The organism is Komagataeibacter diospyri, assembly GCF_043995075.1.
GTDB classification, from domain to species: Bacteria; Pseudomonadota; Alphaproteobacteria; order Acetobacterales; family Acetobacteraceae; genus Komagataeibacter; species Komagataeibacter diospyri.
The window spans coordinates 833,386-848,389 of record NZ_CP171836.1 but is presented as its reverse complement, the minus strand read 5'-3'; the positions used below and the strand labels follow the sequence as shown (position 1 = coordinate 848,389).

At 55.8% G+C, this 15,004-nt stretch carries 15 protein-coding genes; 5 read left to right on the top strand and 10 right to left on the bottom strand.

Features of this window, described 5'->3' with window-relative positions; genetic code table 11:
- Positions 1 to 19 precede the first annotated feature (19 nt).
- The 4 genes from ACE2AA_RS03945 to ACE2AA_RS03930 form a co-directional block, all read right to left on the bottom strand.
- Positions 20 to 673 carry an invasion associated locus B family protein gene (locus ACE2AA_RS03945; protein ID WP_395371290.1) on the bottom strand — a complete coding sequence of 218 codons (654 nt, stop codon included), beginning with the start codon at positions 671 to 673 and terminating at the stop codon, positions 20 to 22.
- A gap of 589 nt (positions 674 to 1,262) precedes the next feature.
- The gene (locus ACE2AA_RS03940; RefSeq protein WP_395371288.1) at positions 1,263 to 1,757 is read right to left on the bottom strand and encodes a hypothetical protein; all 495 of its coding nucleotides are present in this window, start codon (positions 1,755 to 1,757) and stop codon (positions 1,263 to 1,265) included.
- A 373-nt stretch (positions 1,758 to 2,130) separates the two neighbouring features.
- On the bottom strand, positions 2,131 to 2,925 hold the full coding sequence (locus ACE2AA_RS03935; protein WP_395371286.1) for a dienelactone hydrolase family protein: 795 nt from the start codon (positions 2,923 to 2,925) through the stop codon (positions 2,131 to 2,133).
- A 358-nt stretch (positions 2,926 to 3,283) separates the two neighbouring features.
- Positions 3,284 to 3,862, bottom strand: coding sequence for a TetR/AcrR family transcriptional regulator (locus ACE2AA_RS03930; RefSeq protein WP_395371285.1), 579 nt, complete (start codon positions 3,860 to 3,862; stop codon positions 3,284 to 3,286).
- Between the two features lie 135 nt (positions 3,863 to 3,997).
- On the opposite strand from ACE2AA_RS03930, the gene ACE2AA_RS03925 reads away from it, so the two are divergent.
- A complete protein-coding gene (locus tag ACE2AA_RS03925; RefSeq protein ID WP_395372119.1) occupies positions 3,998 to 4,981 on the top strand; it encodes an SDR family NAD(P)-dependent oxidoreductase in 984 nt (327 codons plus the stop codon).
- 533 nt (positions 4,982 to 5,514) lie between these two features.
- On the opposite strand, the gene ACE2AA_RS03920 is transcribed toward ACE2AA_RS03925, so the two are convergent.
- Positions 5,515 to 6,411, bottom strand: coding sequence for an AraC family transcriptional regulator N-terminal domain-containing protein (locus ACE2AA_RS03920; protein WP_395371283.1), 897 nt, complete (start codon positions 6,409 to 6,411; stop codon positions 5,515 to 5,517).
- 221 nt (positions 6,412 to 6,632) lie between these two features.
- Here ACE2AA_RS03920 and ACE2AA_RS03915 point away from each other — a divergent pair, with 221 nt between their 5' ends.
- A complete protein-coding gene (locus ACE2AA_RS03915) occupies positions 6,633 to 7,547 on the top strand; it encodes an SDR family oxidoreductase (protein WP_395371282.1) in 915 nt (304 codons plus the stop codon).
- A gap of 5 nt (positions 7,548 to 7,552) precedes the next feature.
- Positions 7,553 to 7,912, top strand: coding sequence for a hypothetical protein (locus ACE2AA_RS03910; protein ID WP_395371281.1), 360 nt, complete (start codon positions 7,553 to 7,555; stop codon positions 7,910 to 7,912).
- Between the two features lie 69 nt (positions 7,913 to 7,981).
- On the opposite strand, the gene ACE2AA_RS03905 is transcribed toward ACE2AA_RS03910, so the two are convergent.
- Positions 7,982 to 8,509 (bottom strand): hypothetical protein, encoded by a 528-nt coding sequence (locus ACE2AA_RS03905; protein WP_395371279.1) that lies wholly within the window; start codon positions 8,507 to 8,509, stop codon positions 7,982 to 7,984.
- The gene (locus tag ACE2AA_RS03900) at positions 8,473 to 9,102 is read right to left on the bottom strand and encodes an HD domain-containing protein (protein WP_395371278.1); all 630 of its coding nucleotides are present in this window, start codon (positions 9,100 to 9,102) and stop codon (positions 8,473 to 8,475) included. Before ACE2AA_RS03900 ends, ACE2AA_RS03905 begins: the two co-directional genes overlap by 37 nt.
- Before the next feature lie 115 nt (positions 9,103 to 9,217).
- On the opposite strand from ACE2AA_RS03900, the gene ACE2AA_RS03895 reads away from it, so the two are divergent.
- The gene (locus tag ACE2AA_RS03895; RefSeq protein WP_395371277.1) at positions 9,218 to 10,189 is read left to right on the top strand and encodes a GlxA family transcriptional regulator; all 972 of its coding nucleotides are present in this window, start codon (positions 9,218 to 9,220) and stop codon (positions 10,187 to 10,189) included.
- 356 nt (positions 10,190 to 10,545) lie between these two features.
- Here ACE2AA_RS03895 and pyk read toward each other — a convergent pair whose 3' ends face one another.
- The 3 genes from pyk to ACE2AA_RS03880 all read right to left on the bottom strand — a co-directional run bounded on the left by pyk (position 10,546) and on the right by ACE2AA_RS03880 (position 13,333).
- Positions 10,546 to 11,643, bottom strand: a complete 1,098-nt coding sequence (gene pyk / locus ACE2AA_RS03890; RefSeq protein WP_395371275.1) for a pyruvate kinase — start codon at positions 11,641 to 11,643, stop codon at positions 10,546 to 10,548.
- The gene (locus tag ACE2AA_RS03885; protein WP_395371274.1) at positions 11,636 to 12,487 is read right to left on the bottom strand and encodes a sulfotransferase family protein; all 852 of its coding nucleotides are present in this window, start codon (positions 12,485 to 12,487) and stop codon (positions 11,636 to 11,638) included. The genes pyk and ACE2AA_RS03885 overlap by 8 nt, the downstream gene beginning before the upstream one ends.
- Positions 12,488 to 12,592: 105 nt before the next feature.
- Complete coding sequence (locus ACE2AA_RS03880) at positions 12,593 to 13,333, bottom strand: autoinducer binding domain-containing protein (RefSeq protein WP_395371273.1); 741 nt, start codon at positions 13,331 to 13,333, stop codon at positions 12,593 to 12,595.
- A 1,026-nt stretch (positions 13,334 to 14,359) separates the two neighbouring features.
- Between ACE2AA_RS03880 and ACE2AA_RS03875 the strand changes: the two genes are divergently transcribed.
- Positions 14,360 to 14,809 (top strand): HEPN family nuclease, encoded by a 450-nt coding sequence (locus ACE2AA_RS03875; protein WP_395371271.1) that lies wholly within the window; start codon positions 14,360 to 14,362, stop codon positions 14,807 to 14,809.
- The last annotated feature ends 195 nt before the right edge of the window (positions 14,810 to 15,004 follow it).

Below are 15,004 nucleotides of genomic sequence, written 5' to 3'. Positions count from 1 at the left end.
CCGGACTATGCCGCCTGCGTCAGGCAGGCGCTTTCTGGCTGGACCAGGTCTCGATCGCGCCAAAGGCGTCGGAGAAGTGGCTCATGTCGTAATTGATGGTGACCGTCCCGCCGCCCTGCGCAGGCACGCGGCTGACGCGGATATGCCCGGTCTTGCCCGCCTTCAGCGCCGCGATTATGGCTGGCGTCGCCTGCAGCGTGGACAGGCACCCCGATGCATTGCACACCAGATAGGGCAGGCTGAGCGGCTTGCCGTTATCCATCGACAGGGTCGCAGGCTTCGTGAGGTCAAAGCCCAGCGGGGTCATGATGCTCAGCTCGTAGGGACGCGCGGTCATCGCCACCTTGTCGGTCGCGGCACGCGCCACGATCACCATGCCCAGCGGCACGGTCTTGCCCTGCTGCTGCATGCTCAGCTGCTGGGCCGCCACGCACAGCGCGGCCGCGCGCGTCGTGGGCGCATAGGTGCAGTTGGCCTGCCAGGCGCCAAAATTCTGCTGCGTGGTGATCGGCGACGGCTGGGCCGGGGCCTGCGGCGCACCAGCCGTCCCCGCAGACCTTGCAGGCGCTGGCGTGGCTGCCGGAGAAGGAACCGATGCCGTACCCGCCGCATGGGCAGCCCCCGTCAGGACCGCAGAAAAAAGAAAAGCACTCGCCACGGCCCTGAACTGCATCAGTACCCCCCTGAACGGTCAGCCTGACCGGCAATAACCGGTCGGTCCTGCATTGAATGGAACGTCGCCTTGAAAACGACATATTTCGTCATTCATGGATACAGTTTGACATAGAAGACGGCAACAGAAGAATTCATTCAACTAGCGGTTGAATAACGGCCTGTTCTATACATTTTATAAGAAACTCCCCTGATATAATCAGGGAGACTGTCTGGTATCCCTCCCTCTTTATTATATAGAATAACTGTTATTTACATAATACTCAGTTGCCATGACACCCGAGAGACGCGGAAACGACTCCGTGGAGAGCCATGCCCTGGTGACAGAGGCACCAGCACCAACGCCGGGGCTGCGGACGGGCAGCTCAGCCAGGCGGGGCGTGATATCCTGAAACAGGCGCGTGATAACACCTTTTGCACTGAGGCGGCCTCCTTGTCGGGTAGCCTGCCGAATACGACACCCGGACCTGTGTCCAGCGGTGCATGGAGAGATTTGTTCACCGTCGTAGAAATAGGCAGGGCGCGGCTATGCCTCATGCAAACACGTCATCATCCGCCCGACGCCAGGGCGGGCAGGAGGCGCACACCTGTCATCCTTCCCCGGCTATTGCACAGGACAGGCGGGAGGCAAGGATGGATGCATGACGGTTGCACAAAACAGGCCAGCCCATGAAATCATGGATACGGACGTCATGATGGTGGCCCTTCTGTGCGCATACGGGCTGCCGGGCGCCAGGGAACGGGCCTGCCATCACATTGGCCGATGCGTCGAGGCGGGCCTTGTGGATGATGCCGCCTTCTGAATGCGCGTCAGTCACCAGCTCGATGGCCTGATGGGTAAAGGCTATGTTTTTTCCCGGACGGCAGTAACGACACAGCCGGATATGCTGCCGATCTACGCCGCTTTGAAGAACGGCGGAGCCATACATTGCCCCGTCAATTTTGCGGCATATGCTCCAGACCGAGCCAATCAGGTTCATGGCGTGAGCCTGCCCTTCCACATCGTGACGGTCGAGGTTGCGGATAAACTCGCGAGGATCGACCTCCTCTGTATACAGGCTCTGTCCCGGCATCACGAAGACCATATGAGGCTCCGGATGGGACAGGCGTGCAGTGGACTTGTTCCAGATGGGTGCCGCAGACGGAGCGGCCACCACGACCGATGATCATGGATCACGTAGCCGCAACCCGTGACCACTGGACCGCCCCTGTTCATGGTGCACGGACTGGTCACGCCAAACGGCGATTCCCCACACGGGACCATTGACATCGATAGCGGGATCAAGGACCGTCCGGCTCCATACAGACGCAGGATTTTCTGCAAACCCTGCGTCTTTGCACCGGCCCCGGATGTGAAACGGAAATGCACGAAGCCCTCGATGGCCGCATTGCAGCGCATATGCCGCAGCACATCGCATCGCTCCATCGGTATGGTGCGTTATTCCATGTACCGGAGCCTCAATGGGCGGAGAAACTTTCATCAAGCCACGCGCGCATCATCATCGACGACCAGGCATCCGCCTGCGCGTCGTACCGGCACAGGCCGGTTGCGGCCGTTGCCTCCTTTTCGGTGAAGCAGTGGACCGCATGACCGATGGCCAGAAACTGCCACGGGGCGGGACTGCCGCGCATTTCGGTCAGGAAGGCATCAAACTGGGGACTGGTCGTGGTGTCGTCCGCCCCGTTCATGACCAGGACGCGCGCGCGGATCGCGTGCGCCAGGGCGGGGTCGTCCGTCGACAGATTGCCGTGGAACGCAACCACGGCGGCAATGTCCGCGCCGGACCGGGCAAGATCAAGCACCGCCGCCCCGCCGAAGCAGTAGCCGATGGCGGCAAGGCGGGTCGTGTCGATCGGTGCCTGCGATGCAAGCGTCCTGAGCTGCGTCAGGGCAAAGGCCGCCCGACGACGCATCATGGGACGGTCAGACAGCAGAGGAGCAACGGCGTCACGTGCGCCGGCAGTGTCCTTCGGGCGGATCGTGGCGCCATACATGTCCGTCAGCAGGACCACGTAGCGTTGCCCCGCGACGCCTTCGGCCTTGCGGATGGCATTCGCGTTCACGCCAAACCATGCGGGAACCATCAGCAGCGCCGGCCGCCGCGCGGTCGTCGCGTCGTCATAGACGAGGACGCTGTCATAGCGCGTGCCCTCGAATGTCCATGAGACTGGCCTGTCGACCATGCGCGCACTGGCGTGCCCGGCAAAAAGAGACGGCAGTGCAGCGATGACGATATGACGCAAACGGATCATTGAGGTTTTCCTTCCGGGCATCAAGGCAGTAGGAGAGGTTACCGCATACGCCGTGTGCTTCTTCGACACGACGAGGTGAAGTCATCATGCAAACGGGGCGCCAGGACGCAATGACCGCTTTCGGAAATCTCCATGGCGACCGTCACCCTCACTATCGTGCAGCGTATCGCGCGGTCCGGCCCTGACCACGCCCTGCACCGCGGCGCCGGGATGCGGCCTGTCACATGCCGCGGGCCCGCTTTCGGTTTCAGCGGCTTTTACGGCGGCATTCGGTCTGCTCTATGTCTTCCGCGGCCTGCTGCTTCTGGCGACGTTCCGGCTGCCAAAGGACATGTCACGCCGCCCCTGGCCGTAACCCTCATCCTTCGGGACGCGACCCTGCAATCAGAACATCAACAAGGCGTTTCGCCCGTGTTTCCCAGCCGGGGCCTGTCGCGTAGTTCGAAACACCACCGAGAGCGCACAGCAGGTCTACCGGTTCAATGTCAGGGCGGATGTCACCACTTTCCATGGCGCGGGCGACAAGCCCGTCAATCGCAGCGGTAAGAACGGTGCGGGAGTCCGCATAGATCGCGTCCGTTCCGCCCAGGAGGCTGTTGAGCGCGGGGGCGATCACCTGCTTGGTCGCGATATAATCCACGAACAGGTTCAGCCACGCGCGCAGCGCTTCGACGGGCGGCTGTGTCCCTGCCAGATGGGTGGCTGCTGCGGCGAGCCTGTTCAGTTCATCGCGATAGACCGCCTCGATCAGGGCATCGCGGTTGGCAAAATGTCGATAAAGCGTGCCGATCCCTACACCGGTACGCCGCGCGATCTCATCAAGGGGAATGTCGATTTCGCCTGATCCAAAGGCGCTCCTGGCCGTTTCCAGCAGGCGTTCGCGATTTTTACGTCCATCGCTGCGTGGCCTGCGACGGCGCGTCTGGTCCTCTTCCACGTCTTTCCCTCTTGTTAAACGGATGGATGCTCCGTATATAAATAAGCGGAGCATGCTTCCACATAACTCCCCGGGCGCTCTTTCCGCAAGGAAATGGCGCTCCCTTCATGCTGGAGGCCTATCATGGCACAGACTATGACACAGCAGTTTGGCGCAACATCCACAACCGAGGATGTCCTGCACGGCGTCTCCCTTGCCGGCAGGCGCGTTCTCGTTACCGGCGTTTCAGCAGGGCTTGGTGTTGAGACAGCCCGTGCGCTGGCAGCCCATGGGGCCACGGTCGTGGGCGCCGTACGCAACGTTGCAAAGGCGGAACACGCAACCACACAGGTCCGCGCTGATGCGGAAAAAGGCGGCGGATCGTTTGAACTGCTTGAACTTGACCTCGCGGATCTTGCAAGCGTTCGGGCCGCCACGGACCGTCTGAACGCGGCAGGCCAACCGTTCGATCTGGTCATTGCCAATGCGGGCGTGATGGCGACCCCCTTCGGGCATACGAAGGACGGGTTCGAAACCCAGTTCGGCACCAACCATCTGGGGCATTTCGTGCTGGTCAACCGGATTGCCGGCCTGCTGCGGGCAGGCTCGCGTCTGGTCAATCTTTCCTCCGCCGGGCATCGTTTTTCGGATGTCGATCTCGCCGATCCGAACTTCGCACACACGCCTTACGATCCATGGGTTGCCTACGGCCGGTCAAAGACCGCCAATATCCTGTTCGCGGTTGCTTTCGATGCCCGGCACCGGGCTCAGGGTATACGGGCCACTGCCGTTCACCCTGGCGGGATCATGACGGAACTGGTGCGCCACCTGCCACAGGGCGAACTTGAAAAAATGGTGGCGCAGATCAACGCGCAGGCTGCTGCTGATGGCAAACCGCCCTTTGAGTTCAAAACAATCCCACAGGGCGCCGCGACCTCGGTATGGGCTGGTGTTGTTGCAGACGCCAATGCGACAGGCGGGCATTATTGCGAGGACTGCCACGTCGCACAGGTCATTCCCAATGACGCGCCCAAAGGACTGCTTGACGGGGGTGTGCGTGCCTATGCTGTCGATCTGGCACATGCCGAGGCCTTGTGGGCAAAAAGCGAAGAAATGACTGGAGAGCGGTTTACGTCATAATTTCCATCAGCGTTCCATCCTGATCTGAAAGAAACCTGCTGTCCATAGGGTCAGGCTCCCCTATGAATGGGCTAACAATTTCCTGCCTGTCGATCCGCCTTACATGCCCGGTGGATCGACAGGTTGCGTTTCCTTTGTCGCCCATCAGGCTGTATTCTCCTGACCTGCAGGAAGGTACTGATATCGACGTCATCAAATAATGGTTCTGCTGCAGTGATCTTCGTCCTTTACCCGGACATCAGGGAAAAGGCGGCCATTATTCCTCGAACATCAACGATCCTGTGGATTTTTGTGGTCAGTCAGCCACGGGACGGCCTGATCACCGACCGGGAAGGTCGCACTACGGAATACCAGCACGGTAAGGCAACAGGCGGGTGGCTGTTCGCGGGGGCATCAAAGTGGTTACCCTGTAAGCGAAAATGCTGCCTGTCTGTTAATTTTATTTAGCAGACAGGCAGATGAGCGGGGGAAGCCTGTAGTTCCTGACACAGGAAATCTGATACGGACAAACCTTCGCATTCGCTCCAGCATAGTCAGATGATGAAGGACCGGAGTTCCATCACATCCCGTTTGGGCGCTATCCCGAACCTGCGAACATAATCCCGACTAAATTGCGACGCGCTTTCGTAACCAACTTCAAACGCCGCGTGCGAGACATTGACATCCTCTGATACCATGAGGCGACGCGCCTCAAGCAGTCGCAACTGCTTTTGATACTGGAGCGGCGTCATGGACGTCAGTGTCTTGAAATGCTGATGGAAGGACGAGAGGCTCATGCGTGCAACGGCAGCAAGATGCTCGATCCGCACCGGCTTTGTAAAATTCGCGCGCAGCAGATGAATGGCTTCCGCAACCCGTTGCAGGTGACTGTCAGGCAGGACGAGTTTACAGACTTCGCCCGCATGGGGTCCGGTCAGAAGCCAGAAACAGATTTCCCGCATGATCGCAGGCCAGAGGACCGGAGGCGCCATCGGATTATCGAATAGCCGTATGAGCCGCCGGACGCAGTCGGCCAGATCTTCAGAAAGTTCGGCGACGAATACTCCAATTCCCTGATCATTCGACGGTAAAGGTGGCTGCGTCAGTTGTGTCATGACCTCACGAAGGATACCTGCATCCAGATCCAGGGTGATGCCAATATATGGGCACGCGTGACTTGCCTGCGTCACACGGCTGAGAGCGGGCATTTCGACGCTAACCAGCAGGAACCCCATGGCGCCATACGCGAAGATGGCGTCGCCAAACTCTACCTCCTTCGCGCCCTGAAGGGTAATACAGAGTGATGGTTTGTAAACCATGCCATTCGGTGACGTCTTTCCGCTCAGCCTGATGATATTCAGGCCGTCGAAAGACGTCGTGAAAAGCCCGTCTGCGCCACAACCCCGCCCGTCCAGATAGCAGGTTACAGCCCTGGCGAGAGATGAAGACATTTCTTGCTCCAGCCAAAATTCCAACAGTTCCCATCTACACGCGGCTCATCGTCTGAGCCAGAGCATTACAGGATCGGGCAAGAAATTTGAGAGTTCGGGCATTCGTCCTGTCGCCGTGTACGCCTAAATATGGGGTATCTGCCGGGATCAATAGCGCGCTGCCGTCGAAATGCCGGCCTCCTCTCCCCGAAGAGAATTCCTTGCTGATACAGGAGCCCAACATGAGAAAATGGACGACATCAAACATTCCAGACATTCGCGGGCGCTCATTCGTCGTGACCGGGACGGGCGGCCTCGGGTTTGAGGATGCACTGGCGCTCGCGCGCGCCGGGGCAACGATCATTCTCGCCGGACGAAACCCCGGCAAAGGCGCGGACGCCGTTGCCCGGATAAAAAGGGAAGCGCCCAAAGCTTCCATCAGCTTTGAGGTTCTTGATCTGGCTGATCTTGCGTCAATTGCCGCGTTTGGTGAACGTCTGCGCAACCAGAACGACCATCTCGACGTGCTGATTAACAATGCAGGGGTGATGATGCCCCCCACACGCAAACTCACCCCGGATGGTTTCGAACTGCAGTTCGGAACCAACTATCTCGGGCACTTCGCACTGACCGCGCATTTGCTATCCCTGCTTCGCAAGGGTCGCAATCCGCGCGTTGTAACGCTCTCCAGCATCGCGGCGCGTGACGGCCGGATCGCATTTGATGACCTTCAGGCAGCACATGATTATAAGCCCATGCCGGTTTACAGCCAGTCCAAGCTGGCCTGCCTGATGTTCGCACTGGAATTCCAGCGTCGCAGCGAAGCCGGGCATTGGGGGGTAACCAGTATCGCCGCTCATCCTGGTATTTCGCGTACAGACCTTCTTCCTAATGGTACTGGCGCCTCAAGCATCTTCAGCATCGCGCGACGGGTATTGTGGTTTCTTTTCCAGCCAGCTGCCCAGGGTGCGCTGCCGACCCTTTTCGCCGCAACGTCACCCGAGGCAAAGGGGGGCGGCTATTATGGCCCCGACAGACTGAGCGAGACACGCGGATATCCCACCGCCGCCAGAATCCCCCCCGCCGCACTCGACCGGGAGGCTTCAGCCCGTCTGTGGGATATTTCTGAAAAGCTAACCCATGTGCGCTTCGGATAAGCAACATGCACAGGACTTTGCTGCTTGCCGCCTACATCTGGCTGACCTTCAGTGGAACACTGCATTTTCTCGTCGACGTCGTCTCACAATACGTGCGCCACAAGCGTGTACCGGGACCGGAGACAACCCTGTATTATGGCCTCAATACGTCATTTGCACTCGGTCAGGTTGTCTTTGGTCTCCTCTGCCTCTGGCTGACGTGGCAGGCGCCAGCACTCGGTGATCAAAGAGAGGTCACAGCGATATCATTTGCCGCTGCCGCAGGCTGGATTGCGATCACGTTCACCTTCATGCGTTATTGGGAGCCGAAGATGAACATTTTGGTGTTCCTGGCCTTACTGGCAGGGGCGACCCTTATTCGCTGAAAGTCAGGTGCAGCACACATCACGCTCGTGATCGGGCAATAAAAATGTCGACAAGCCTCTTTGTACTGGTCACCCGGTCGGTCCGGCAGAAGAATTCGAAACGCCCGCCAGAGCACGCACCAAATCAAGCGGCGCAATATTGCCGACGGACAGAACGCGGCCCGCACTCTCGACGCCAAGGAGGTTCCGGCCGGCTTCCGTCCCGAACAGACCGCGCCGGATGCCGGTATCCATGAAGTTAACACAGGCCGCCGCCACATCGACCAGAATCTCACCGGAACCTGGTACCAGGTCGGGTTTCTCGACTGGAGAGAGAGCGAGAGAATTTCTGGACCTCCCGGTTCGCGCATTACGGTTGCGGATGACCGCGGATCCGCGACCGGGCAGGGTCAGGTGATGGATCTGTGAGGCCAGCACGCTCGCGCCGTTGACGGCCTGATGGATTGCCTCGAAACGTACCAGCACGTATGTCGTGAAGATCCGCACCCAGACCTGCACGACGTTGTGTTTGCCGTGTATTTCAGGATCACCAGAGCTGTCGTTATACAATAACCACATTATCACCCGCTCCAATGGGAACAGCGGATAACGCTGCAAAAATTACCTCTGTGGAAATGCGGATCCTTGTCAGCCAGGACGTCGGCTTTCACGTTACCAAATGTTGTTTCTGGCTTATGTTTGATACCCTCGTAGAACGCCTGAACAATGTCTTCCTTGAAATGCGGCGTACGAGGAAATGCCCTGACGACCGTGTCTCGTTCAATAGCCGTATATTCATCATAGGTAAGCCCGAGGACATCCATTTCCACACCTGCAGTCACGAGAGCGACAATCGGATGCATATGTTTGGGGATGCCGGGCGTGGTATGCAGTGCAATCGCCGTCCAGACCAGGTCAATATCCTGCGGAGCAATCCCACGACCGGAAAGAAACGCCTTCGCCGCGTTGGCTCCATCCACTTCGAAACGCTCATGGGGACTGCTGTAAGCCGCCATTAATCCAAGATCGTGAAACATGGCCCCCGCGTAAAGTAGCTCACGATCGAAATTCAGGCCTCTGTGTGCACCGGCAAGGGCACCGAACATATAAACACGGCTGGAATGGTTGAACAGAAGCTCTGTTTCGGTGTCGCGCACGAACTCGGCAATCTCTTTTACCAGTTTGCTGTCGGGTATCTTGATGGTGGGCATCGGTTTGCCTTTCCCTGTATGTCTGCCTGAATCATATCTTTTGGATACAATGTCTCCTATGATCGTGTGACGACGGAACAAGACATTTTACGTCATGGCTGGACACAGAAAGAACATGCGCAAAATTGGCATTCTAGCGCTCCCCGGTGCACAGATGCTGGATATTTCAGGTCCACTGGATGTGTTCGCAGAAGCCAATATCCAGATCGGCTATAAAGCGTATGCTCTTTTTGTCGTGGGTGTCTCTGACCGGCCAATTGAATCCTCATCTGGAATGCGGTTTCTACCGGACTGTACAGTAGATGACGCTTTCGATCGGTTCGATACCCTTCTTGTTTCCGGTGCGCCGGGTTTGAAAAACACCCGTTATGAAGCGAAAATTGTCGACTGGATTGGTCGTGTCGCACCAAATTGCCGTCGTTATGGCTCCATCTGCACGGGCGCGTTGCTCTTGGGGGCATCAGGTCTTCTTGATGGTCGGCGAGTGACGACCCACTGGGCCGTAGTCGATCAACTTGCTCTGGCATGTCCTGCTGCAGAAATCGAGCCCGATGCGCTCCACGTGCGAGATGGACCGCTTCGCACAGCCGCCGGCGTGACTGCAGGCCTTGATCTTGCACTATCTCTGGTCGAGGAAGACTGCGGTCTGGCGCTCGCAAAAGACGTCGCGTCCCAGTTAGTCATGTTTTTCCGACGGCCTGGAGGCCAGTTGCAGTTCAGCAGACGGGGTGAAGTCAGACCTGCCGGACGCTCGGTCATCCAGGATATTCAGAGATGGCTCATTGCTCATCCTGACGAAGACGCCCGTACGGCGACACTTGCGAACCGGTCGGGGCTCAGCGCGCGCCATTTCGCACGTATTTTCAGTCAGGAATTAGGCATGACCCCAGCTCGATGGGTCGAGCAGATCCGCATTGATCTTGCGCGTGGCAGACTGGAGGCCGGGGACTATCCCAAGCAAGTCGCTGTTGCTTTTGGTTTCAAGGACATCGACACATTTCGTCGCGCTTTTCAACGGCAAACGGGCATCACACCCGCAGTCTACCGACGACGATTTGGGGGAATGGATGAACAAACAGAGACATAAAAATGGCCAACGGTTATTCGGCCCAGAGGCATAGATCTATGTCATCCCCCACGACCGATAACGACGGAGCACATGCCCCTGGTCCATGACTTCCGGGCCACTCACCCCTGTCCTTAGATGTGCGGAAAAACTTTCATCAAGCCGCACGCGCATCATCGTCGACAATCAGACACCCGCCTGCGCGTCGTACCGGCACAGGCCGGTTGCGGCTGTTGCTTTCTTATCGGTGAGGCAGTCGACAGCATGGCCGATGGCAAGAAATTGCCACAGGACGGGCAGCCACGAATCCCGGTCAGGACGCTGGTTGCGGTGCCTTCCGCTTGCCGAACGGACAGCTCATTCAGTGTCTGTTGTTTTCATGGAGGCAGGCTCCAGCCTCCATCTGGATCGGATTGAGGGCCGCAATGATATATCGAACATGGTCCTGGATGCGCTATCGAGCACCATCCGTTCTGTTTTATATATGTGCTAACGGCCCTGCCTATCTGCTGCAATCGAGCCGTTGCCTCCACCGGATAGCAACCGATCGCCGTTTCTCCTGATAGCATCAGAAAGCTCGTGCCATCGAGGACTGCGGTCGTGATGTCGCCAATCTCCGCTTTGGTCGGATATGGATGTTCAATCATGGTATTGAGCAGTTCAGTCGCTACGATAACAGGTGCTTTCTGCTTCTGTGCCGCCGCAAGTATGCGTTTCTGGAACAGACAGACCAGATCGGGACTGGTCTCGACAGCAAGATCCCCCCGGTCGATCATGACCATGTCTGATGCCCCGATAATTTCGGCCATGTTGTCCAGGCCACCCTGATTTTCCACCTTGGCAACAATACCCAACGGAACCCTTCCCATAAGATGACGGATTGCCGCGATATGCTCCGCTCCTTCCACGAAGCTGATGCCAACGTAGTCCACAGCATTTTCCTGGGCGAAGGCCATCATCTCGCGATCGCTCCGTGTAACCAGCGGGCGCTCGAACCGGGCCTGCGGCACGTTTATACCTTTCCGGCTCCGCAGTACACCACCGACTTTCGCGCGCATATGCACGTCACGTCCGTTAATTTCTTCGACTAGAAAAAACAGGTGACCGTCATCGGCATACACGTCGAGGCCAGGCATCATGAATTCATGAAATCGGTCAAAATTAACCGGAACCTTGATCGAGCCATCATGCTGGCTGTCAGTGGTCAGGATAATGAGGTCTCCGGCCTCGAAGGCCGGTTCATGGGCAAGCGGCGCTGTTCTGATCTTCCGGCCAGGAATATCGAGAAGAACAGGCAGGTCTGGCAGCGTTTCCTTTATCAACCTGATCGTCTGCCGATGCCATTCGCGTGTGTTATGCGAACCGTTCAGCCTGGCCATTGTCATGCCAGCTTCCGAAAGGGCTTGCAGCATTTCACGACTTGCAGAAACAGGACCGATTGTCGCAACAATTCCGGGCGGCGGAGACTCAGGCAATAATCGTCGCTCCACCCGGATTTTTTTTAGGATCGCGCCAGAATGTGCCCCCCGCCAGTCGCGACGCAATTTCGGGGGGAATAGCCAGTCTCCGATGGACCGCACCGACCCGTTCACGGACGATATGCTGACCGGGTGAGTTCAGGTTGTGGTCAAACGCAACCGGCTCTTCAAACTGCACACGTTCGAAATCGTAGCGCCATGCGGGCAGCTGAAGCGCATCAGTAAGGATCGCCATTGTCCCACCCGGATTGTTCACCAGCCGGTCATAATCAACAACGATGAGATTATGCGCCATATCCCCGAAATAGGCTTCGTTGAAAGCACGCCAGCAGAACCCGAACGGACCGTCCGCCGCAAGGATATAGTCTATGCGGCTATAGAGATTGCCCCGTCGTTCAATGGGCACGATTTTTGATCCCAGTAGCGGATTTTTCTGAATGAGGCGCTCAAAGGAGTCGATGATCCAGGCCGGATCGCGCACACAGCATATAATCCTGGAACCGGGAAAGAGCGCATTGGCCAACCCGACACGGGTACACCAGATGCGACTGTTATCGATGATGACCGGTCGCTGCCTTTCCGGAGCGGGCAGCTTTCCGTAATAGTTCAGCAACACGCCCCGCAGGACACGATCGCGGGTCTCGGTATCGAATTCGGTCTGATATTCTCCCTCGACCATAACCGAGCTGAGTTTGACGATCATCGGTGCAACAGGAGAAATATACCCCGCTTCAGCCACAACCGGGTTCTGGCGCAGAATAGCGGCCAGTAGCGTTGAACCTGATCGCGGCAGACCGGACATGAAGTGGACGAGCGGTAGAGGCATGAACACAAAGACCACAAAATTAGCGATTTCTGCATTCTAGAAGTCTGATAACTATGGCCTACTCCCCGTTCGGGTAGTCACGTATGTTACAAATTGTTTCGTGGCGACTGTCCACGCACGTCATGGATATATCAAGCCAAGCTGGATGGCACGCACAACAGCCTGGACACGATTGTGACAACCCAGTTTCTGCATCACATTCTTCACATGATGTTTGACCGTATTATCACTTATCGAAAGGATGGAGCCAATTTCAGTTGTATCCTTGCCCTGGGCAACCCAGAGAAGGCACTCCCGTTCCCGGTCTGTCATAACCGGTCGGTCGTCATAGGTAGCAAGTTTGGCGAGTTGGCAATAGCGGGTATGATATTGCCCGACAATCAACTGGATCAGGGCCTGCGTCCGGAAGTCGATTTCTTTTTCAGGCGAGGCCACGCTCACCAGAAGTAACATTCCTGGGGTTAAATGAAACGGGATGGCATGTCCGGTCTGAAAACCGATATCCCGGAATTCATTCATTATTTTTTTCTGGTCCGCATTCCTGACATAGACCTGGTTCCAGTCATAGGGCGTCAGACCGTGGCTTACGGGATCAATGACTGGATCTATATTCTGGTAATTGTTCCGGACGTAATGTTCCAGCCAGTGATCGGGATAGGTCGTGTCGATCAGATAACGCTCACCCAATCGGGTCTTGTGGATCGTGCCAGCCGCATGGGCAAACGGGCCAAGCCGCGCCAGAAGTGCGCGCAGGGACAGGTTCAACTCGTCTATTTTGGATGCCTGACGCATTTTGGCGGCCAGATCGATGACGTTTTCAAACATGTAGATCATCGTGCGGTCAATAAGATCTATATCCACTCATCACATCGTGTTCTGCGCTCTACCATTTGAAACGCACGCCTGCGGTTATGGCGGCTGAGCCTGCATTACTACCTGTATTGGTCTGTCGATGACCTCCAAATGCGTTTACGACAAGATCCATGCCCTGAACACCTTTCACGGGATAAGCTGCCGTAACCGTTCTGCCCTGTTCAAGCGGAATAGGGCTGCTCTGGCTATGTTCGATTGCAAAGGGGCCAACATGGCCCATATTGTCAAGGTCAGGAGAAGCAACAAAGGGGCGACGGAACGGAGCGCTCTGATAAAAGTTTTCCGATAGAGAACGCGAACCCGGCGCAACGGACGAGGTAAATCCCGGAAGTGCAGACGATGGGGATGTGGGAGCGTGTGCAGGAGTAAAACAGGTCGACCCCGGCGCCTTGACTGGCGCTGCAGATGTTCCCCACGGCATGCCAAGCAGGCAGAGCTGAAAACTCAGTGGCGCGTATCTTCGAAGCAAAAAAACTGACCTCAACCGCATTGCGACATGGTATCCTATAAAAAGCATAGCCTCGTCTCCAATGACAACCCGGATACGTTTAAGATCTGTTGTTCTCAAGACACATATAGCGTGCAATCCCATAATATGACATCAATATGTATTTCGAAATATTTCGAAAAGTATGTGCGCTTAAATACAGACTTTCATTCTCGTACGATGAATAATCATTTTTTCATCCATCTGCCTGACACCCCACCGACCGCCCTGCAGGCTCCAACCATTACACTGCGATTGCCCTTCTTGTTCGGGCGAAGTGACCAGACAAGCAGTTTTTGCCCTCATCAAGATCGTGCTGAGGACCACCGTCGCATCCCGGAAGCGGCCTGAGGTTGCCCGAAAGAGGAAGTGAATCGACAGTGGTAGCCTTAGAGACTGTTTCAAAAATCTAAACGTTTGAAAAAAGTAGATTAATGCCCTGTCTTCATCCCCAATGCCTTGCGTTCTACGAGGCCATATCAGAAGGTATCCGTCTGGTGATCTGGTTACCATAAGGACGGTACAGCATGGGTATTCCGAGTGATCCGCTCTTGGACATCATTCGACGGTCTATAGCCAACTTGGAATTCATCGAAGCGAATTACGAGACCCATGGCCTGTATGAAGTGACCCAACTCTTGAATACATTCTTGGGTGCGCTTATTCACCCTTTTGAGAGGTCATCAAAAGGGAAGCAGTTCATCGAATATTTCTCGAACAAGCCAGTCCCTATAGACGTTCAATATAAGATCATTTTAGAAGAAAATATTTCCTATTATGGTTTTTTGAAATGTATTCGTCACGCACTTGCACATGGTAATATTAGATACAACCCCGACAAAATCAAGAGGATACAGTCTGTAGATTTCTGGAACAAGGAAGGTAACAAGAAGACGTTTAGATGTACCCTCTCATTAGAGGAAATGAAACGTCTTCTTGTGGACTTCAAGATATTCCTCGAACAACTACATAAATAAAGTTATAAAGTAATTTACTATGGAACTGAGGTAACTAGTCGTTTTACTACTATTTTTCCAAATACGATACATGGTTTTTCTATAAAATAAAATGTAAAGCATGATATTATTTCGGAAATCACAATGGATAAAAGGATAATAAAACTATAGGATATAGGTCCAAATGAAAATTCGTTTATTATACTATTAGCGTAA